This is a genomic window from Yersinia enterocolitica subsp. enterocolitica, assembly GCF_901472495.1.
GTDB lineage: Bacteria > Pseudomonadota > Gammaproteobacteria > Enterobacterales > Enterobacteriaceae > Yersinia > Yersinia enterocolitica.
Map to the genome: position 1 here is coordinate 2,108,233 of NZ_LR590469.1, position 21,253 is coordinate 2,129,485.

The following is a 21,253-nucleotide window of genomic DNA, read 5'->3' on the forward strand; positions in this document are numbered from 1 at the left end:
ATTATCCTTCACGAGACAATAGCCATTTGTTAGATCCACAGTGTTGTTTGTCAAAAACACAATATTACTCTACACCGACAGTCAGGCGGGCTACGCGATTAGCCTTAATAAACTTACTCAAATCTACTGGGTTACCCTGATACGTAATCGTTAATGCACCCGGAGCACCAATGGTCAGCTTATAGGGCGCTTTCCCTGATAGATTGAGGGTCGCGCCCCCTTTTTGGATACCACTAAATAATGTTTTCCCGCTTGCATCGACAACCTGTAACCAACAATCAGCAGTGAAATTCATAACTAATGAATCGGCTGATGATGTCGTACCAGTCACTCCAGCATCTGCTGTAGGTAATGGTGGTTGCGCGGTAGAAACACTTGGCAAGGGGGCCTGACTTGGAGAAACAACCGCAGACTCCGCTGAAGTTGTTCCTTGAGGTGCTGTTGTGTTGACACCGTTGTTCGCCGTATCTGCTGGTGCTGCACTGCTCGTCGCAGGTACAGTACCATTTTCTGTTGGTGTAGACGGCTGGCTATTCGCGACCGGAGCTTGAGTATCCACCGGGTTCGCAGGATCGCTATTATCATCGGATAGCGGCACAGATTGACCGCCATTTTGCGACAGTTGAGCAGAAGACTGATCAGCCATAGTGACTATTTCTGCTTGCTGTGCCTGATGATTTTGCCACCACCATGCCCCTGTCAGACCGAGCACAACCAACACAATAAGCCAGGTGAAACTCATCAACCAGCCATCACGTTTTTTATGCTTTTTGCCCAATGAAAAACTTTGCATCGGGGCAACTTTTGCCGCTCTGATCGGCGCTTGTTTTGCCAACATAGGCAAGAGTTCATCTTCGGGAAGGTGAACCAGTTTAGCGTAAGAACGAATGTAGCCACGGTGGAATGTCGAGGCGAGATTAGCTTGAGCTTTATCCTCCTCAATATCACGGATTGTGGATACTTTCAGACACAGACGTTCTGCAACCATCTGCTGAGTTAGCCCTAGCGCTTCACGGGCTTGACGCAGGCGCACACCTGTCGTCTCTGGAACAGTTTGATCTTGGGAGGCTTCAGTATTCATTAGCTAGAAAATGCTGGTACTGTTTGGATTGTGGAAAACTTCGCGCAAGCTGCTTGCCATAGCGTTGAACACTATCTTGACGGCCTGCTAGCGCGGCGAAACGAATTTGTAACCATAAACTTTCAGCACTGGCTGGAAGTACATGTTGATAAACATCCAGTAATAATTGCGCCTGAGCGCGATTCCCTTCTCCAAAATGCCTTTGAGCTTCTGCAAGCAGCGGCTCACCTTTATCCGGATCATACTTCAATGCCCGACTCAAGAGTACCCGAGCCTGGTCATTTTGATTAGCCCGTAAAAAGCAATATCCAGCGTTTTCCAGACTATCTGCAACCTGACCATAATCAGGCGACAATACAGCTGCGCTAAACTGTTGTTGGGCCGGTACATACTGCCCTAAACTACACAGAAACGCACCGTAATTATTCAGTACAGTGCCATTTCCTGGTGCCAGTTTCATCGCTTGCTGATAGCGCTGCTCTGCTGCATCGTTTTCACCGATGCGTTGCTCATAAAAAGCCATACCCAATTGAGCGCGATAATCCTGTGGATCTGCCGCTACAGCCTTTTCAAGATTCTGCCGCGCAGCAGTAAGATCACCTTGCGCCAGATATTCTAAACCCAGTTGTAAACGTGTCTGCCCGGCGGCGGATTGGCTCACTTTTTCCGGCGATGAACCAGAACAACCCGCCAATACAGTCGCTATCAGGCAAACTCTCCACAGTCTTGTCAGCTTCATGCTTACTCAATTGTCCTTATTTGTGAAAATACCCGTCGTCTGCAAGCTACAGCTACGTTAATCGCTGCACTTACCCGAATCAGGCACTTATGTTATCCCCATTAATGACTTTTGAATAACCTTTTTGTATCGGTTACCTAACAAATTATAAGTTGAATAACAAATAGTTATGCACAAACTAATGGCATCGTGAATCAGACTGTTTTAATGGCGATAGGTTCACCGGCCATTTTCTTTTTCAAGGTACGCTTGGTGCGATCGATCACCTCACCGGCCAATTGACCACATGCCGCATCGATATCATCACCACGGGTCTTACGGACGATAGTGGTAAATCCGTATTCCATCAATACCTTAGAAAAACGATCCACCCGGCTGTTTGAGCTACGACCATAAGGTGCTCCCGGGAACGGGTTCCATGGGATCAAGTTAATCTTACACGGCGTGTCTTTTAAACATTCTGCCAACTGATGAGCTTGCTCAGTGCTGTCATTGATGTGATCCAGCATAACGTATTCAACCGTAACCCGCCCACCATTGGCATTCGATTTTGCCAAATAACGGCGAACAGCGGCCAGGAAGGTTTCAATATTGTATTTACGGTTGATAGGCACGATTTCATCGCGGATATCATCCGTCGGTGCGTGTAATGAGATTGCTAAGGCAACATCAATCATATCGCCCAGTTTATCCAGCGCTGGTACCACACCAGAAGTCGACAATGTCACACGACGTTTGGATAAACCGAAACCAAAATCGTCCATCATGATATCCATAGCCGGAACCACGTTATTCAGGTTCAATAAGGGTTCGCCCATCCCCATCATCACCACGTTAGTGATCGGACGGATACCGGTTGCCTTTACTGCACCGATAATCTTGGCCGCACGCCATACCTGGCCGATAATTTCTGATACTCGCAGGTTACGGTTGAAGCCTTGTTGTGCGGTTGAGCAGAATTTGCATTCTAATGCACAGCCCACTTGAGATGACACACACAGCGTCGCGCGGTCGCCTTCCGGTATATACACCGTTTCGACTTGCTGATCGCCGACTTTGATGGCCCATTTAATGGTGCCATCGGTTGAGCGCTGTTCTTCCGCCACTTCGGGGGCACGTATTTCAGCTACCCGCTGTAACTTGGCGCGCAACCCTTTATTAATGTCGGTCATTTGCTCGAAATCATCGTAGCAATAGTGATACATCCACTTCATGACCTGATCTGCACGGAAAGGCTTCTCACCCATTTCGGCAAAAAATTCGCGCATTTGCTGACGATTTAAATCAAGTAGATTGATTTTGCTGGTTGCTGGTGCTGCAACCGCGTTGTCAGACAGGGGGGCAGCATCAATTGGCATTGATGCAGTTAATAATTGTTCAGACATGAGTTGTCGTGGCCTCGTTGTTACACTTTACGGCGCTGCGCTTTAAACCGGGTACGGCTTTCGAAACGGCGATGAATAAATAATAGAACGCCCCGGCAGAGATGTCTCCACCGGGGCGCAGCATTGTACAAATTTTAAAGCATGGATTCCATGATTGGAAAGGCGTGTAGGCAACTTTATTGTTTCAGTTGATTAAATAGCCCAACCTAATTCATAAAATCAATTAATTAGCGGGGGCAGATTTCATTTTCGCTGAAGAAATAAGCGATTTCACGCTGAGCCGATTCAACTGCATCAGAACCATGTACCGCATTCTCGGTGAAACTATCGGCGAAATCTGCACGCAGAGTGCCTGCCAGTGCGTTGTCTGGGTTGGTTGCACCCATGATATCACGGTGACGTTGAACGGCATTTTCGCCTTCCAGAACCTGAATCATAACCGGGCCTGAAGTCATAAACTCTACCAAACCATCGAAGAATGGGCGGCCTTTATGTTCAGCGTAAAAACCTTCAGCTTGTTCTTTGGTCAAATGCAGCATTTTTGCAGCAATAATTTTGAAACCAGCACTTTCAAAACGCGCATAAATGGCACCAATGTTATTTTTGGCAACAGCATTAGGTTTGATAATGGAAAAAGTACGTTCTACAGCCATGATAACCTCTATTGGATTTCTAATATTGACCGGACTCGGAACCCGCCCCGTGAAGAGCTATTTAGCAGGCAAACAGTTCCTTTACTACAAAATTATGCCGACCCTGTACAGTGGCCGCAGATTATATGTGTGCTGTTAGTGCTTGCATATGGGAATTACAACATTTTATTAAAAAATATTTATCTTTATTCCTCATTTTTATGCACAACTCACACTTTTAATCATAATCAGCGACTTAGTAGCTTTGACTTCCTCTATTGGCAGCACACACCGCCGTGTTGCGAAAACTAACGTTAAAACTCCTCGGCAAACTTAAAACCTACCTTGTTTTTCACGATAGCTGATGGTTCGCTGATAACATCTGAAATCAGTGAGCGTCTACCTTTAGCTTTCAGATAAATCGCTAAAGCTTTGATTGCCGCAGTCCCCGCGCCTCTTATGGTACCTTCAGCCGCTGGATGCAATACATAATCAGGATGAGACAGTGAACCCGCAATGCCAGAATCATGCTCATTGATATCAATTGCCATTGTAATACTCACCACCCTTCCTGCTAAACGGACGATGACGTAGATATAATCATCACGACTGCTTCGTAACCAGCTCTGGGCAACATCACTGACCAGGCAGGCCGCCTCAATGGTGGTGGTAGCCTCAATAGAGGTGACAACGTCCAGACGGGAGGCTGTCTCAGTGACAGTGGCAGTCTCAATGACAGAATCAGCCTCACTGGAGATGTCATCTTCATCGAAGGGCATATCGGTGACTTTACCTGAGGTAGCCGACATCAATAATTGCTTTTTAGCCTGATAATATGTCTGCCGCCATTCCTCGATGACAGGCAGAACATTCAGCCTGGCAGATTGCGTTTCCGCAGTAATACCGCTAATCAACTCTACCTCAAATTGCAAATCAGGATCGTTCACCCATTGCCCCTCACGGCGTATGCGTGGAACCGTCTCAACTAACTGAAAATTTTGCAGCGCTAACTCATAACGTCCCAAGGGGTATTGCTGAATGATGACTGGGGGAGATGCGACCTGTTGAGATGTCTGATTCTGCATATAATCTGCATAACTCAGTTGTGAAAAATTAAATGCCGTTTTTATATGAATCATGTTGTCTGTATTTTCTGCCAGATTCGCTCGGACATTTTCAATCAAACGCCTTTCTGACTCGCTATTTGATGCAGCATGGCCGATGTTCCCCTCTCTCAAAATTCGCTCAATAACCCGACCAAAATTATCCGCATTCCAGGTATCTATACTGTCACCAAATAGCAACGTAAAATCGGTCAAAATATTGAGAGTCCACTCAACACAATATGGAATTATATCGCGACGCTGGCGCATTAGATGAGGTAGTATCTGATCCTTTACCGAGACATTGCAGGCCCGTGCTGTGGCTGGCACCGTTAATGACCCTCCTTGCATATTAATAGTAATATGAGTGAGCCAGCCTCCAACTCCGGAGTTGAAGGTTGCGAAAGGAACTTCAAATTCTATTGGACTATTATTCATTTTCGGTAAAGGTTTTGCACTACCGCTGATTTGCAATATTTTGTTATCTGGGTTATTAAAGAAATCATAAACACTCTTTGCCACCCTATCGACTTGATTACAGTTGTCCTGAATAACATAATTATAAATATTTATAATTGGAATAAGCCAACAAGCTGCTGTTCCCAGGATACTCCGTTCAGAGCGAGCCTCAGCTTTCTCTGCCGTCAGAATGACTTTATTCACCACCAAGGCTTGATCCTCATTAAAGTTATTAATAGTCACATTTATATTAATCAAACCAAAATCAAATAAAGAACCGACCAGTGGTGAAATATACACCGCTTTACTATCTTTGGACTCAATAAATTGCACTTCAGAATAACCACCATTAAATCGTGATAAAAATGATAATCTATCACTGCCTTTTCTTAGCGCAAAAATAAAACTATTATTTAGGAAGGTGTTGTGTATGTATATTACAGCTCGCCCTATAACCTTGAAAATCCCGCCATCAAAAAATTCTATTGAGAAATTATCCTCACCATTTAAATCAAAACTAATTAATGACTCTTTATATTTAATCCTATCATCTAACCAATAAGAGCCAAAAGCCTCTCCCAGCGGAATGGATTGATTCCCTTTGATAATGCAGTATTGATCACAAATAAAGTGCTCTTTCTGAGAAACCTTAATACTCGTGATGCTATCATTCATTCCTATTTTTTCTAATTCTTCATAAGCAAAATCATCCGTCAGAACAAAATATTTTCCACTGTAGTTATTATCTTGATAAACAGTGACTTGTGTATTAGGTGGGATTTTTATAGAGTTAACTCTATCATTCAGTGGATTCAAAATATGATGTTGACCAAGAGAGAGATCACTTGAGTGATAAAGATCTATTCGTTCGTTACCCGATAAACATATTGACTCCCCGCCAAAATCATCAGTTTCATAAAAGCAGGCGGCACTTCTGATTTTAAAAGATCTGATAGCATCATTTAAATCTGCCCAGCGGCGAGAAAGGTATAAATCGACACTTTCCTTAAAGGTGAAATTCTTGCCGGAAAAATTGATATCCTGAAAGGCAGTAACCACCATGCCGGGAGGAATAGCAATAGATGAAATCCGATCATTCCATTCCATTTTAAGGTCGCTAACCGCCTGACCTTGAGTAGCACAAATAGATTTCCCTTGAAAACCTTCATCAGCAAAAAAACATATTTTAGGTTGTTCAGCAAAAACATTAGTTATTAATACTATCAAAAATAAAATCATAAATAAAATGTTATTAATCATCACACTATCCTCCTACCACAAATAACGATATGGAGTACCCATGCGGTGCTAATTTATCTAACAAATAAAAACTTTGAAATTATTTTATTTATCACAAAAACATTAATTAATGATGAAATATAAAAGTAAGCTATAGGTTATCAGTAATTAATTTAAAATATTTATTCTACACGAAATAATAGATTAGCCACCTGCCCGCTTTCATCTAATACATTAAGCTGATGGCGACCGGGCACTGATAAGGTTTGCACCCATGATTGGTCATGCTCAGTGACGGCAACTTGTTCCCCGTCAAGGAACCACCAATGTTGGCCCAGCCCCCCCTGAGCCGTCAGGCGCAGATCCAGACTATTTTGGCCCGGTAAGCGCTTAAGCACTGCCCCATCGCGTATTCCCAGAATCAACAGCGGTGCTGCATCTATTCCACCTTGAGGTGAGCACTCACTGCTGGCCGCAGGCAATCGATGATTTCGGCGCTCTGTCATCGGTAGCCAGGGTTCAAGTGGCAAGGGCCACAATGCTAATGCGACCGGCATAGCGCCCTGGCAATCAGCAGCGACTCGCTGGCCTTGTGGATTCAACCAAATAGTGAACTGGCCGCCTTGTGAATTTTCCTGACCCGGTGCTGCCAGGGTGGGCGGCAAAGTGCCATCCAGAACCCAGCTTTGTCGACGTTGGCGGCAATTAGTGTCTCCGGCCGCCAAAGGTTGACCACCCGGCCAGCAAATCTCTTCGCGACTGACAGACGACGGTTTTGGATCAAGAGGTAATTGACGACCATTTTGCTGTAAGCTCGTCATCAGTAAGTTATTGACTTGATTGAGGATAGGGATGGCAGTGGCATAACCAAACTGTCCAGCGACCGGGGTACCATCTGGCCGACCGACCCACACGCCAATGGTATAGCGCGCATTAATGCCAATCGCCCACGCATCACGGTAACCATAGCTGGTGCCGGTTTTCCATGCCAATGGCACCGTGGCGGGCAAAATATCGTCCGGTAATGGTCGGGCTTCCCCCGCCATGATTCGCCGGGTAATCCATGCCGCGCCGGCGGAAAACAAACGCCGTTCCTGTATCTGCTGTTGTGACTCGAAGCGCAACGTTGCCGCCATGCCGCCCCGCGCAAAAGCACTGTAGGCTGCGACTAATTGATCCAGCCGTGAACCTGTACCGCCGAGGATCACCGCCAAACTGGGTTCACTGTGCAGCGGGAAACGTAAGTTCAAACCGCCATTACGTAAATTAGCGGTAAAACGCTTCGGGCCATAAGCTTCGAGTAATTGTACCGCTGGCAGATTTAAAGAGCGCACCAAAGCCTCGCTGGCACTGACCGGGCCGTGGAAACCGGTATCAAAGTTACCGGGTCGATAATCGCCAAACTGGCGCGGCACGTCTTGCAGCAGTGATTCTGCATGAATTAGGCCATCATCTAAGGCCATAGCATACAGAAATGGTTTGAGTGTGGACCCCGGCGAGCGCCAGGCGCTAACCATATCTACATGCCCGAAGCGGCGGTCATCTTGAAAATCAACCGAACCGAGGTAAGCACGCACTTTCATATTGGTATGGTCGACCACCAGCAATCCCAATGAGGTTTTCTCTGGGAGTTGGTGACGCCAACCTGCGGTCATATCTTCTAATTGCCGCTGTAAACCGGCATCCACCGTAGTTTGAATCACTTCCCGTTGATTACCACGGGTTAAGCGTCGGGCCAATAATGGCGCTAATTGCGGCACCTGACGCGGTGCCAGCCAGATATCTTCTTGTTTGATATCAGCCACCTGCTCAGCCGACCATACCTGATAATCGGCCAGCCGACTTAACACTTTATCGCGCGCGGCTTTAGCTCGCAACGGGTAGCGATCTGGGCGCAAGCGGCTCGGTGCCTGGGGCAACGCGGCCAATAGCGCGGCTTCTGCCGGCGTTAATTGTGAAGGGGGTTTACCCAGATATGTCCAACTGGCCGCGCCAATGCCTTGCAACGTACCACCGAAAGGGGCGCGATTAAGATAGATTTCGAGGATTTGATCTTTAGAAAAGTGCCATTCCAGCTGAGCCGTTCGCCACACCTGGCGCAATTTACCGGCTAACGTGCGGGGATGTGGGTCAATCAGGCGGGCAACTTGCATCGAAAGTGTACTACCACCAGACAGAATCTTACCTGCGCGCAAATCCTGCCAGGCGGCGCGGGCCAGTGCCAATGGATTCACTCCGGGATGAGAATAGAACCAGCGGTCTTCAAAGGTCAGCAGCGCTTGCAGGTAATAAGGGGAAACCTCTTTCAGCGTCACCGGATAACGCCAAACCCCGTCAGCATCGGCAAAACGCCATAACGGTGTCCCATCCTCGGCGACCACTACCCGCGCCACCTGCACTTCAGTCAGTGGCAGCGGCCAGCGCTTATCCGCCAGCCACAAGATAGCCGGAAACAGCACCACCATAAGCGCCAGCACCCAGATCTTACGGCGATGACGGGAAAAGCACATTTTTAGCATCAAAGGTAACTGGCTCCCCCTTTGCTGACCGCCGCAAAAGGGGAGTAAGTGTTTACTTAACTATTTCAAGCTGCGGCACCGTGCTGCCCAGCGCTCGCCAATCCGGAACATACATCGACTCCACTTGCGGCGCAGGCACCTGATAGACCCCCGGCGTCACTGCGCGCGCCAGATATAACAATGTAGTATGGCGGTAAGCATCAACATTGACGGCGGCAACATAGCGGTCATCACGGAACTCCTGATGCTTGATATCTGACTGCTGCATATCCTGCATCAACTCGGTCACGCTGCTGGCACTCTCCCCCAAGCTGGCGCTGCTGTCGCCCAAGTTCTGGTTTTCCAGCTCCAAACCGGCTGGCAGCAAATCGACCACCAGCGCATCGGGTACCCGCTGATCAGCCCAAACATCTAAATGCACCAGAACTAACTCGCCACTCTTCAATTGGGATAAGCGCAGCGGCTGACCATCAAGCCCAATATAACTGCGGGTGATATGTAAATTGTTGCTGTATGGCGCTGGCGTTTGCTGTGGATACCCCACCACATTCATGCGGCTGTACAATGCAACGTCGCCGCGGTTTTGTAATTGCATCCCGCCCGCCAATTGTTGTGCTGACCAGTTTTGATTCAATGCCGCACTTTGCGTCAGTGTCTCGGCCTGCTCAATTGGTTCAACTTGCGGTGCAATCGCTACTTGCCACGGCGTTTCTGCCCCACTCATCAATGTACGGCCCGCGAGGAATACCGCATTGCTCTCCTGCGTTGACAGGTAGTTGCGGCTGGTTAACCCATCAGACAGTGCCAATAGGCGCGTATCACGATCTTGCGCCAGCAAGTTATTGTCAGTCAGCAGTGCCAAAATCAGCGCATCATCGCGCAGTGAACTGCCGTAATCCTCCAGCCAATAGTCTTTATCACTGCGGGTGGTATTCAGCCCTTGGGTAATGGCTTCTTTGGCCCGCGGCATGTCCCCCATTAATTTCAGTGCAACGCCCAGTTGCACCAACGGCAGGCCGGAACGCGCATCATTGCTGCGGGTAGATAATTGGCGCAAAGCCCCCAATGAAGCTTGCTGCTGTTGTGCCAATACCAAGCCCGCGTAAGCTTGCACCGCAAAGCGCGTGTGTTTGGTCTGTTCGCTGTAACGAATTTCAATTTGACTCGGATCTTGCAAATAGCGCTGCAAACGATTATTCGCCGCTGTGAGCGCAGCCACCGGCACACTATACCCCTGCTGGCTGGCGCGATAGAGGAAGTCAGTGGCGTACGCCGTCAGCCAGAATTCTTCCGGGCTATCATTGCTCCACAAACCAAAACCGCCGTTATAGCGCTGCATGCTGAGCAAATGCTCGATACCGACATCAATGCTTTTACGCCGTTTCTCGTCACTATCGGCCTTAATACCGAGTGCCGTCAGTTGAGCATGATTGCTGTACAACGACGGATACAACCCGCTCACTGTCTGCTCCAGACAGCCATAAGGATAGGCATATAATTCAGTGATGTAGCGCGCTAAATTCAGCGGTGGCCGGCTGGTTATCAGCAGTTGCCCTTGCAGAGTTTCAGGAGTCAGCCCTTTGGTGGCCTCCGCTGGCAGGCTCCAGCTGTCACCGCTATGCAACACATTGGCGAAATGGCGCGTCTGGGCTGGGTATGCTGGCCGCACGCCTATTTTCCAATGATGCTGATAATTGGGCAGTTTCTCATTCGGTAAAACCATACCGGTAATAGTCAGGCCGATATCACCCTGGCCAAAACCATTCAATGCCCGTACCGGGATCAGCACGGTTTTGCGCTCGCCATTTGCCAGCGAAAGAGTTTGAGTTGACGCGCCATTCAGTGCCAGTAAATCACTGGCAGCCCAGTTAAGTGACAGCGTTTGCGGCTGGCCGGATAGATTACTCAAATCCAATGCCAGTTGGGTGCTGTCTCCTCCCGCCAGAAAACGCGGGGTAGCAAGTTGGGCAATTAGCGGTGCCGCGACCACCACTTTAGATTCAGCTTTACCGAAATCTTCATCACTCCAGGCTTGTGCCATCAGGCGTAGTTCGCCGTTAAAGTCCGGAATAGCCAGCTCAATAGTGCCCTCACCCTGTGCGTTTAAGGTCACCGGTTGGGCCTGTTGCGCCACAATAGTGACTTCAGTTATCGGTTTTTTACCACCACGGGAGAGTGCATCTTCTTCAGCACCATCCCCGCCAAAGCGCAGGCTCGCCAGACGCCCCTGCCCTTCAATTAATTGCCCGTAAACATCATATTGGTCGGCACTGTAGCGCTTGCGACCCAAGAAGGCGTCATAGGGATCGGGCGTGGCGTAATCAGTAATATTAAGAATTCCGCTGTCAACGGCGGACAGCAACACTTGCACTTTTTCAGGTAACGGCGCACCACTGCGGCTAGCTTTCACTTTGACGGTTAAAGTCTGATTCGGACGGATACGCTCAGGTGATTCCAGCTCCAGAGCTAATTTGCGGGTTTCATCCACCAGCGGCAGATGCAGCAAACCAATGGCGCGTTTTGGTGTCGCCTGCTGTGACTTATCACCAGGGCGAATCACTGTCGCACTGAGATATAAATCATGGCGATTCCATTCTTTGTTAATCGGCACTTCAACCTCAGCGCCGCCAGCTGGAATAGTCACTTCCTGCCACCACAATGGGCCATCACTGGATTCCACCAGCAGATAGCCATTACCGGCAGCCGGTGCTTCAATGTGCAGTTTTACTTTTTCGCCAGGGCGGTAAGCCGGTTTATCCAGTGTCAGTTTGACTTGGTCTGGCCGCACAGCACCACTGCCCGCAGTATTATCCTGCCAACTGTAACCGGCCCAGAAACGAGAGCTACTGACTAATTCATTATCTGGATTACTCACCTCAATACGATAAGCCCCCCCACTCCACCGGGAAGCTGACTTTGGCGCTGCCGTTGGCGGGAACATTCACTGACTGCTCGGCCAGTGTCAGATCTTTTTTATCATACAATGACTGCCAACCATCACTTTCTGACCACTGCCAATAGTAATCACGGCGCTCACGCACCAACTTCACTTTCAAACCCTTCGCCGCCAGTTTTTTACCGTCAGCATTAGCATAAACAATTTCGAAATCAGCGCTGGTGTCCTGATCGACCATGGCTTGTGATTTATAGCTGTCACTGCGGTAATCATAAACTTGCTGCTTGTTGAATAGCGGGCGAATACCGACCAGCGCATCAGCTGGCCACAAAGCTTGCTCAGCGCGCCGCGTGACTGGCCGCCCGCCGGACTCCAGCAAACTGGCCTGTAAAATCAGCTTCAGTGGTGATTGCGCATTCTGCCAGCTGTTATCAACTTCAACGTCAGTTTGGCCGTCGCTGTTGAGTGTGGTATCAAACTCATCCAAGGTACGTGAAAGGTTTTCTTCGATAATCGAACCGAATTCAAAACCAGGTAATGAGGCAACCGCTTCGCGCAGTGGGCGCAGGAATAATTGCCCTTGCAATCGGTTACCGGAGGCCGGAGCGCCGTAGAGATAGCGACCAGTGATGGCAAAGCTGGCTTCGCTGTCGGTGGCAATCGGCTCTTTACGACTGGCAATCTCAAGTGCCATCCGTTCTGGCAGGAAGTCTTCCACTTTAAATTTGTACAGGCGCGGCTGATTGTCGCCCAAATTCATGCGCAATGACCATTCGCCGGTCGGGCCACTTTCGGCAATCGCGTATTGGTATTGATACAAACCGTCTTGCGGCTGCCAGACAAAGCTGCGCACCACTTGATTATCCGGCTTGAGAATATCCACTTTAACCGGCTGGGTGGTCAGTGGTTTACCATCGGCATCGCGCAGCAACCCGTTGACAATTAAGGTTTCTCCGGGGCGATACAAGTCGCGCGGGCCGAAAACAAAAAACTGCTTCTGGAAACCTTCTGGGCCAGCGATATCAAACTCAGCCAGATCCAGCGCCGGAGCATTGAGATCAATCAGGCTGGTCTGCCCATTTTGCGCAGCCAATAGCAATTTGGCTTTGGCATTCTTTTCCAATTGCGCATGGCCCTGACTGTCAGTTTCAGCCTGCTCCAGTACCTGGCCTTTTTCATCCAGCAATTGTAGCGATACCCCTTTCAGAGCTGCCCCACCCGCCAATGCTTGGGTAAAGACATCCATTCTGTCATGGTAGCTGTGCAACGAAACGCCAATATCGCTCAGGGTAAATAAGGTGGCGGCATTGGTATAATTGTAACTCCCGGCTTGTTGCATCACCGCCAGATAGACGCCGGACTCTTGCAGCGGCTTGATATCAGCTAATGGCAGTAACAACTTTTCGCGAGTATTAGCGGCGGGATTAAGATCAAAACGGCCGGTATAAACCAGATCAGCCATTTTTAATAATTCGTCCGATTCCCAGTTCGATAGCGCACTGCGGTACTGCCAGCTGGCGAGGAAATTAGCCAGGCTGCTTTGCTTAATGCGGAAAAAATTAACATCAACACTATCAACATTGAGCGCCATCACTGGCAAGCCTTGGGCCAATTTACCCGGTAACAAAGAGCCTTTACTGGCAAAGCCAACACTTGGTTTGATATCGCGGGTGGTGATTTGCTGCTGCTGTTGATTACCCAGCTCAGAGCCACCAATCCCTTGCAAGGTGCTGTCGACAGTCAGCAGTAATTTACGCTCAGGTTTAAGATGGCGTAACCGCAGCTCCATCAGGTTGTCTGACAGCTCCCAGGCTCCGTCTATTTTTCCACTGACGGTATCAACCAAATGAACCCGTGAGGAGAAGTCTTGCTTGGGATCCAATGGCTGCGAGAAAGTCAGCACCATGGCACTGGCCCCCTCGAGTTGTAGCTCAGAGGCATCCAGTAAAGTGAGCTGTTGGCCTACATGCTGTTGCGCCAACTCTATCAATTTGTTTGCATCGTTTATTTTGCTGGCCGGTGCTTTAGCTGCCGATTCACTTATCTGTGTAGCCACTGGGGCTGATGGTGCTGCTACATCCTTATTTTTGCTCCCATCATCGCAGCCCGCCAATAACAATAAGATACTGACCAACAGGGCGGTTTGACACCCTTTTATTTTCGACATTAACCGCTGCAATCCGTTGTGGTTCATATCTTGCCCCGTGACTAATGATTAATGACTAATAATTAATGACTACTTGCAGGAATCGCATTTCTCAGCCAACTGCCCCATCTGCGCTGGTAAAATGCCTGGGTATGTGTCATCAGATAATGACTGACTCCCCGTTCGTTCTCATTCACCACACAAAAATCGACCGGGCCATCATCAGGTGCATGGTCACTGGCCACATTACCGGCCTCTTGAATCAGTTGGTCAATTTCGTCAATGGAGCCATCGACTTCCAGCCCAACCAATAAGTTAGGTTTCTCATCGACACTCTTATCATGCATCAGCGCCAGAAATGCACGCCGCACCGGTTTGCGTTGGCTGAACAGTTGAATCAAAGCATCCACCATTGCCGACGGGTACTCTTCCGGTTGGCCCAGTAGAATTTGACTCTCTTTATCCACTACCATTTCCGCCGGTTGAGCTAAACCGCCGTTTTCCAATAACATTGCCACTTCTTGCGGCCAAAACTCTTTACCGTGCTCTGATTTAGGATTCAAAAACAAATGCGCGCCCTGTGTCATTTCAAATAACACCCGCACTGGCATCGCGATGAAAGGCTGTTTTGGGGCATTAATAGACAGTTTTTCACTGCCAATCGGTTGATCTTCGGCGATATCCAGCGCCTGCTGTAACACCTCTACCGAGGTAAAGAATGGAATGACCGATTCACCATCCTGCTTTTCCCAATGCAGAATATTCACCCCATTGCCCGCAGTGAATGTCATTTCGCCGTCTTCACTGCGCTGCTCTGAATCGTCCACCAGCACTAAAACTGTCGCATCTAACAATGCACGGAAAAAGGCGGTGCGATGAATTGATTCCGTCGCCGCCAGTTTCAGCAAAGACTCCAGATTTTGGTCTTCATCATGATGGTGACTTACGTGGCTATCAGCTGCAGGGGGTTGTGGCAAACTCATCTTGTACTCCGAAAAACGTCAAGCAGATCGAACAAAGGGACGTAAATGCGCCCCATTGGTAGCTTACAAAGCCAAACAAAGGGGAAGCGCACCGTTCGGGTCGTAGCGGCATGAGCCGCCGGAGTGCCCGTAGGTGTGCTAGCCCCTTAATTCACCTAACTTACTGTTTTGCTTTCGCCAACAGTAAGTTAGCAATAGTACGAACTCCCAGACCTGTAGCACCGGCCGACCATTGCTCAACCGCGCCTTTACGGTAAGTGGCAGAGCAGTCAATGTGCAACCAGCCTTGCTGATACTCTTTCACGAAATGCGACAAGAACGCAGCAGCTGTGCTGGCACCGGCACTGTAGGCTGCCCCCGCGACATTATTCAATTCAGCAAAATTAGACGGTAACTGGCTGCGATGGAATTCTGCCAGCGGCAAACGCCAGAAAGGTTCGTGCTCACTTTTGGCACTGCTTAACAACTGTTGCGCCAGTTGATCATCAAAGCTAAACAGAGCATGGTAATCATTACCCAAGGCAGTTTTCGCCGCGCCGGTTAAGGTAGCAGCATCAATAATCAGCGGTGCATTCTGTTCCGACGCATCAATCAGGCCATCGGCTAATACCAAGCGCCCTTCGGCATCGGTATTCATGATTTCAACCGTCTTGCCATTACGATAGCGAATGATATCACCCAGCTTAAAGGCATTACCGCTCACCATATTATCTGCGCAACACAAATACAGTTTCACGCGCTCTTTCAAACCACGAGCCGCAGCCAGTGCCAATGCACCGGTAACTGTCGCCGCACCACCCATATCGGATTTCATCGAATCCATAAAGGCACTCTGTTTCAGGCTATAACCGCCTGAATCAAAAGTAATACCTTTACCGACCAGGCACGCCATCACTGGCGCATCGGGATTGCCGGTTGGGTTATAGTCCAACGCCAACAACACCGGCGCGCGATCAGAACCACGACCGACAGTGTAAATCCCGGCATAACCCTGCTCACGCAGATCTTCGCCTTTGGTAATACGGTAACTAACAGCATCGCATGATACTGAACACAGTAAATCGATCGCGTTTTTAGCCAGTTGCTCTGGCCCCAAATCTTCTGCTGGTGCATTAATAGTATCGCGCACCCAGTCAATAATTTTCAGCCGCTGCTCCAGCTCGGTTTTTTCGTTCTCTGGCAGTTCTGCCCACTCCACGCTGCGCTGGCCTTTTGGCCCACGGAACCCCTGCCAGAATGCCCAGCTTTGTTCCAAACCCCAGCCGTCCCCGGCCAATTTTACGTGTTTGATGCCCTGCCCGTCGATTTTACGGGCGGCACGTTGAATCGCACCTAATTTACCATTACCGGTCAGATGAATCGTTATCCCCTCAGCATCGGTGCTGAGTAAAGCTTTCTCACCCCAACGGGCGTCAGCTGGGTTATTTGATAGGGATACTTGCATTGTTTCTGTCATAGACTACCTCGTCATTATTATTTTTTACTGTATACCCTTCGTTCTTGACGCTACAGGGGGGTTAGCTGCGCGCACTCACCCGAATCACTTACTTAAGTAAGCTCATCGGGGTTCGTTTTCTGGCTGCCTACCTGCAACGCCAATGACTTTGGGTATAAGATATCAAATCGGGTAGAAAAAAGGGCCGCTCGTGCGACCCTCAGGTATTTATTCAAACTCATCTAACCAGACCAGAAGGATCGCTTCCAGCACTTTTTCATTTGATCCCTGCGGATCATCATCGAAATCTTCTAAGTCGCAGATCCATTGGTGCATATCGGTGAAACGCACTGTTTTCGGATCAGTATCCGGAAACTGATCATACAGCGCTTCGCCAATTTCGCGGGTATCTTGCCAGGTTAAACTCATATCATGTCCTCGTGTATATACTCTAAATAATTCGAGTTGCAGGAAGGCGGCAATTGAGAGACAAATCGGTCGGGAACCGATTTGAACAGCATTTATGCTAGCCCGCAGGGTGAGCCTCAAGGATGAGGCTCATTAGTCCCGATGAGTTGACGTGTGTCAATGATTCGGGTGCGAGAACGCAGCCAACGCACATGCAGCTTGAAGTATAACGAGTATGATTAATGCTCTCGCGCATGGTTAATGGTATAACGCGGGATCTCAACCACCAGATCTTCATCCGTCACTCTGGCCTGACAACTCAGGCGACTTTCTGGCTCCAGCCCCCAGGCTTTATCCAGCATGTCATCTTCCAGTTCACTGCTTTCTGGCAGAGAATCAAAACCTTCCCGCACCACACAGTGGCAAGTGGTACAAGCACAGGATTTCTCACAGGCATGCTCGATGTCGATTCCATTACGCAAGGCGACATCTAATATGGTTTCACCTTGAGTTGCTTCCAGTACTGCACCATCTGGGCAAAGGTCTTTATGGGGCAGAAATACTATTTTGGGCATGATTAAACCTCATCCACTGAATGGCCAGCCAAAGCACGGCGAATAGAAGCATCCATTCGGCGCGCGGCAAAATCTTGCGTTTGTGCATCTAACGCTTTTATCGCAGCTTCGATTGCGTGTGGGTCAGTGCCCTGCATCTGCTGCTGTAATGCCGCCATCGCCTGAGCGATAGCAGTACTTTCTTGCTCACTGAGTAATGCTGCATCTTCTGCCAATGCGCCTTGTAAACTTTCCAGCACACGAGAGGCTTCGACTTGTTGTTCCGCCAGCTTACGCGCGCCGATATCACTTTGCGCATTCGCCATTGAATCTTTAATCATATTGGCAATTTCATCATCGGATAGCCCATAGGAAGGCTTCACCTGAATCGATGCCTCCACGCCGGTGGATTTCTCCATCGCCGTGACACTCAATAACCCATCCGCATCAACCTGGAAAGTCACACGAATATGCGCCCCTCCCGCTGGCAGCGGCGGCAAACCACGTAAGGCAAAGCGGGCCAGAGAACGACAATCCTGTACCAACTCGCGTTCACCTTGTAGCACGTGGATAGTCATCGCACTCTGACCATCTTTAAAGGTGGTGAACTCTTGCGCGCGGGCGACCGGAATGGTGGTATTGCGTGGAATCACTTTTTCCACTAAACCGCCCATAGTTTCCAGCCCTAATGACAGCGGGATAACATCCAGCAGCAACATATCACTGTCAGGTTTATTCCCCACCAGAATGTCTGCTTGGATCGCCGCGCCAATAGCGACCACTTTATCGGGATCAATTGAGGTCAGTGGCGTGCGGCCAAAGAATTGCCCCACCTGCTCACGCACCAACGGCACGCGGGTCGAACCGCCTACCATCACCACTTCCAACACTTCGTCAGCCGTCACGCCAGCATCTTTTAACGCACGACGACAAGCCATTAATGTGCGCTTAACTAATGAAACAATCAGCGATTCAAATTGCTCACGGGTGATTTGCCCTTGCCAACCAGCGACCGAGACATCAGCAACCTCGGCATCACTCAACGTAATTTTGGCTGCGATCGCCGCATCAAGTAATTGCCGCTGGACACCATGATCATCACGGGAATCAATACCAGCTTGCTCGCGCAGCCAATCAGCTAATAAGTGGTCGAAGTCATCGCCACCCAGCGCAGAATCACCGCCAGTTGCCAACACTTCAAACACGCCACGGCTTAAGCGCAAGATAGAGATATCAAATGTTCCGCCGCCTAAGTCGTAAACAGCAATCACCCCTTCCTGGCCTGAATCCAGACCATAGGCGATAGCCGCTGCGGTCGGCTCATTAAGCAAACGCAACACATGCAACCCCGCTAAGCGGGCTGCATCTTTGGTTCCCTGACGCTGAGCATCATCAAAGTAAGCCGGAACGGTAATTACTACACCGTCAAGTTCACCTTCCAATGCAGCCCGCGCCCGCTGTGCCAATGCTTTTAGGATATCCGCAGACACTTGCACCGGGTTAACTAACCCGCTGGCAGTCTGGATCATCGGCAAGCCATTTTCACTCGGCTGAAACTGGTAAGGCAGATTAGGGTAGCGCTGCACGATATCGGCCAAAGAACGGCCCATCATGCGTTTGACTGAACTAATAGTATTGACCGGATCCAATGCCGCTAAATCGCGCGCATTCCAGCCGACATCAATGTTATTTTGTTGATAGTGAACCACCGACGGCAAAAGATCCCGCAGTTGTTCATCTGCCAGAGTTTGCGCTTTACCACTGCGCACAGTGGCTACCAATGAATTTGTGGTACCTAAATCTATCCCTGCGGCCAACCGACGTTGGTGTGGTGCCGCAGTTAAACCAGGCTCACTAATTTGTAATAAGGCCATGTTGAGCTTCCATCAATCTATACTCGTCATACTTCAAGCTGCACATGCGTTGGCTGCGTTCTCGCACCCGAATCATTGACACACGTCAACTCATCGGGACTAATGAGCCTCATCCTTGAGGCTCACCCTGCGGGCTAGCATAAATGCTGTTCAAATCGGTTCCCGACCGATTTGTCTTTCACTTGCCGCCTTCCTGCAACTCGAATTATTTAGAGCATATAAAAACGTTAGTGACGCGCCCTAATAAGAACTAGCTGGGCATTGCAGTCATCAATAAATTGATCTTTATTTATTTTTATCAATTAGATACAACTTTTCACTTCACTAAACTATCAAGATAAATCATCAAACAGCCGCTCTTCGAGCTGTTCAACCTGTTGCTGTAATTTATCCAGAAAACGTAATTTTCGAACCGTATCAGCGGCTTGTTCCCACTGTTGCCTACCCAATTGCTCAACCATCAGTTGGCTGCGCGTTTTTGTCATCAAAGCCAGGCGGCTACTGAATGTAGCGAGTTGTATTTCAGCATCCGGGCTGCGTTCGATAGCATCAAGCTCTTCCCGCAACTCTAATTGTTCCATCAGAAAAGCGGTATCACGCAGTGTATGTTGTTCATTGCCTAGATCAAAACCCTGCAAAGATAGCATATACTCAGCCCGTTTTAACGGATGCTTGAGGGTTTGGTAGGCGTCATTGATGGTCGCGGCTTGCTGTAATGAGGCCAAACGCTCGCGTTCAGGCTGATTGGCAAAACGGTCAGGGTGGAATTGGCGCTGCAATTCCTGATAGCGGGTCGTGAGTCGGCTACCGTCAATCAGGTACTGAGGCGGCAGCCCAAATAGTGTGAAGTAATCCATAGCATGCTCAAGAATATGTGATGGCTTAGCTGAAAGTTATACAGCCCTCTTATAACGTATGAGAGCTGTATGAAGCACAAGTGCCTGAGGTAGGGACAAAACAGGGGTCAGACGTTAAAGCTTTCACCACATCCGCACTCACTGGAGACGTTTGGATTGTTGAACTTAAAGCCTTCGTTCAGACCTTCTTTGACGAAATCCAATTCGGTGCCGTCAAGATAGACCATGCTTTTGCCGTCGATGATCACTTTCACGCCTTTGTCTTCAAAAACGATGTCGTCATCGTTCATTTCATCAACAAATTCCAGGATATACGCCATACCGGAGCAGCCCGACGTCCGAACGCCTAAGCGCAGACCCAAGCCCTTACCACGGTTATTTAAAAAGGCGCTGACCCGCTGTGCAGCACTGTCGCTGATTGATATCGACATAGACCTTCCTCAACTCTAATAACTTATACCCATCATACTTCGAGCTACAGGTGCGTTAGCCGTCTTCCTGTAACTCGAATTACTTAGGGTATCTATATTACAACTACTTGGCAGTATGTTTGCTTTTGTAGTCGGCGATAGCTGCTTTGATGGCATCTTCTGCCAAAATTGAGCAGTGAATTTTGACTGGCGGTAACTCCAGTTCTTCCGCGATCTGAGTATTTTTGATCGCTTCAGCCTGATCGAGAGACTTGCCTTTCATCCATTCAGTTACCAGAGAACTGGAAGCAATAGCAGAGCCGCAGCCATAAGTCTTGAAACGCGCATCTTCAATGATGCCAGCTTCGTTAACTTTGATCTGCAACTTCATGACATCACCACAAGCGGGTGCGCCAACCATGCCGCTACCAATGGTAGGATCTGCATTATCGAATGACCCAACGTTGCGTGGGTTTTCGTAGTGATCGATTACTTTTTCGCTGTAAGCCATGTGATTACTCCTGAGTCTTAAA

Annotated in this window: 14 protein-coding genes and 1 pseudogene; all 15 read right to left on the reverse strand. The window is 48.9% G+C overall.

Annotation, left to right across the window (positions count from 1 at the left end; all coding sequences use genetic code 11):
• Positions 1 to 64: 64 nt before the first annotated feature.
• Entirely contained in the window at positions 65 to 1,081 is a 1,017-nt protein-coding gene (gene rodZ, locus FGL26_RS09975; protein WP_005172602.1) for a cytoskeleton protein RodZ, read from the reverse strand.
• On the reverse strand, positions 1,071 to 1,820 hold the full coding sequence (gene pilW / locus FGL26_RS09980) for a type IV pilus biogenesis/stability protein PilW (protein ID WP_005172603.1): 750 nt from the start codon (positions 1,818 to 1,820) through the stop codon (positions 1,071 to 1,073). The genes rodZ and pilW overlap by 11 nt, the downstream gene beginning before the upstream one ends.
• A gap of 194 nt (positions 1,821 to 2,014) precedes the next feature.
• Positions 2,015 to 3,178, reverse strand: coding sequence for a dual-specificity RNA methyltransferase RlmN (gene rlmN, locus FGL26_RS09985; RefSeq protein ID WP_227746672.1), 1,164 nt, complete (start codon positions 3,176 to 3,178; stop codon positions 2,015 to 2,017).
• A 254-nt stretch (positions 3,179 to 3,432) separates the two neighbouring features.
• Positions 3,433 to 3,858, reverse strand: coding sequence for a nucleoside-diphosphate kinase (gene ndk / locus FGL26_RS09990; RefSeq protein ID WP_005172605.1), 426 nt, complete (start codon positions 3,856 to 3,858; stop codon positions 3,433 to 3,435).
• Between the two features lie 293 nt (positions 3,859 to 4,151).
• Positions 4,152 to 6,659, reverse strand: coding sequence for a peptidase inhibitor family I36 protein (locus FGL26_RS09995; protein WP_005172606.1), 2,508 nt, complete (start codon positions 6,657 to 6,659; stop codon positions 4,152 to 4,154).
• Between the two features lie 161 nt (positions 6,660 to 6,820).
• On the reverse strand, positions 6,821 to 9,157 hold the full coding sequence (gene pbpC / locus FGL26_RS10000) for a peptidoglycan glycosyltransferase PbpC (protein ID WP_170219575.1): 2,337 nt from the start codon (positions 9,155 to 9,157) through the stop codon (positions 6,821 to 6,823).
• Between the two features lie 52 nt (positions 9,158 to 9,209).
• Positions 9,210 to 14,247 (reverse strand): annotated as a pseudogene (locus FGL26_RS10005) (alpha-2-macroglobulin family protein).
• A 35-nt stretch (positions 14,248 to 14,282) separates the two neighbouring features.
• Positions 14,283 to 15,182 (reverse strand): enhanced serine sensitivity protein SseB, encoded by a 900-nt coding sequence (gene sseB / locus FGL26_RS10010; RefSeq protein WP_005172611.1) that lies wholly within the window; start codon positions 15,180 to 15,182, stop codon positions 14,283 to 14,285.
• 160 nt (positions 15,183 to 15,342) lie between these two features.
• A complete protein-coding gene (pepB, locus tag FGL26_RS10015) occupies positions 15,343 to 16,638 on the reverse strand; it encodes an aminopeptidase PepB (protein WP_005172614.1) in 1,296 nt (431 codons plus the stop codon).
• A gap of 207 nt (positions 16,639 to 16,845) precedes the next feature.
• On the reverse strand, positions 16,846 to 17,046 hold the full coding sequence (iscX, locus tag FGL26_RS10020; protein ID WP_004702435.1) for a Fe-S cluster assembly protein IscX: 201 nt from the start codon (positions 17,044 to 17,046) through the stop codon (positions 16,846 to 16,848).
• A gap of 218 nt (positions 17,047 to 17,264) precedes the next feature.
• Positions 17,265 to 17,600 carry an ISC system 2Fe-2S type ferredoxin gene (gene fdx, locus FGL26_RS10025; RefSeq protein WP_004713939.1) on the reverse strand — a complete coding sequence of 112 codons (336 nt, stop codon included), beginning with the start codon at positions 17,598 to 17,600 and terminating at the stop codon, positions 17,265 to 17,267.
• Positions 17,601 to 17,602: 2 nt separating this feature from the next.
• Positions 17,603 to 19,453 (reverse strand): Fe-S protein assembly chaperone HscA, encoded by a 1,851-nt coding sequence (gene hscA / locus FGL26_RS10030; RefSeq protein ID WP_005172623.1) that lies wholly within the window; start codon positions 19,451 to 19,453, stop codon positions 17,603 to 17,605.
• A gap of 332 nt (positions 19,454 to 19,785) precedes the next feature.
• Complete coding sequence (gene hscB / locus FGL26_RS10035) at positions 19,786 to 20,310, reverse strand: co-chaperone HscB (protein WP_005172628.1); 525 nt, start codon at positions 20,308 to 20,310, stop codon at positions 19,786 to 19,788.
• Between the two features lie 107 nt (positions 20,311 to 20,417).
• Positions 20,418 to 20,741 (reverse strand): iron-sulfur cluster assembly protein IscA, encoded by a 324-nt coding sequence (iscA, locus tag FGL26_RS10040; protein WP_004702422.1) that lies wholly within the window; start codon positions 20,739 to 20,741, stop codon positions 20,418 to 20,420.
• A 103-nt stretch (positions 20,742 to 20,844) separates the two neighbouring features.
• Positions 20,845 to 21,231 carry a Fe-S cluster assembly scaffold IscU gene (gene iscU / locus FGL26_RS10045; RefSeq protein ID WP_005159510.1) on the reverse strand — a complete coding sequence of 129 codons (387 nt, stop codon included), beginning with the start codon at positions 21,229 to 21,231 and terminating at the stop codon, positions 20,845 to 20,847.
• Positions 21,232 to 21,253: the final 22 nt, after the last annotated feature.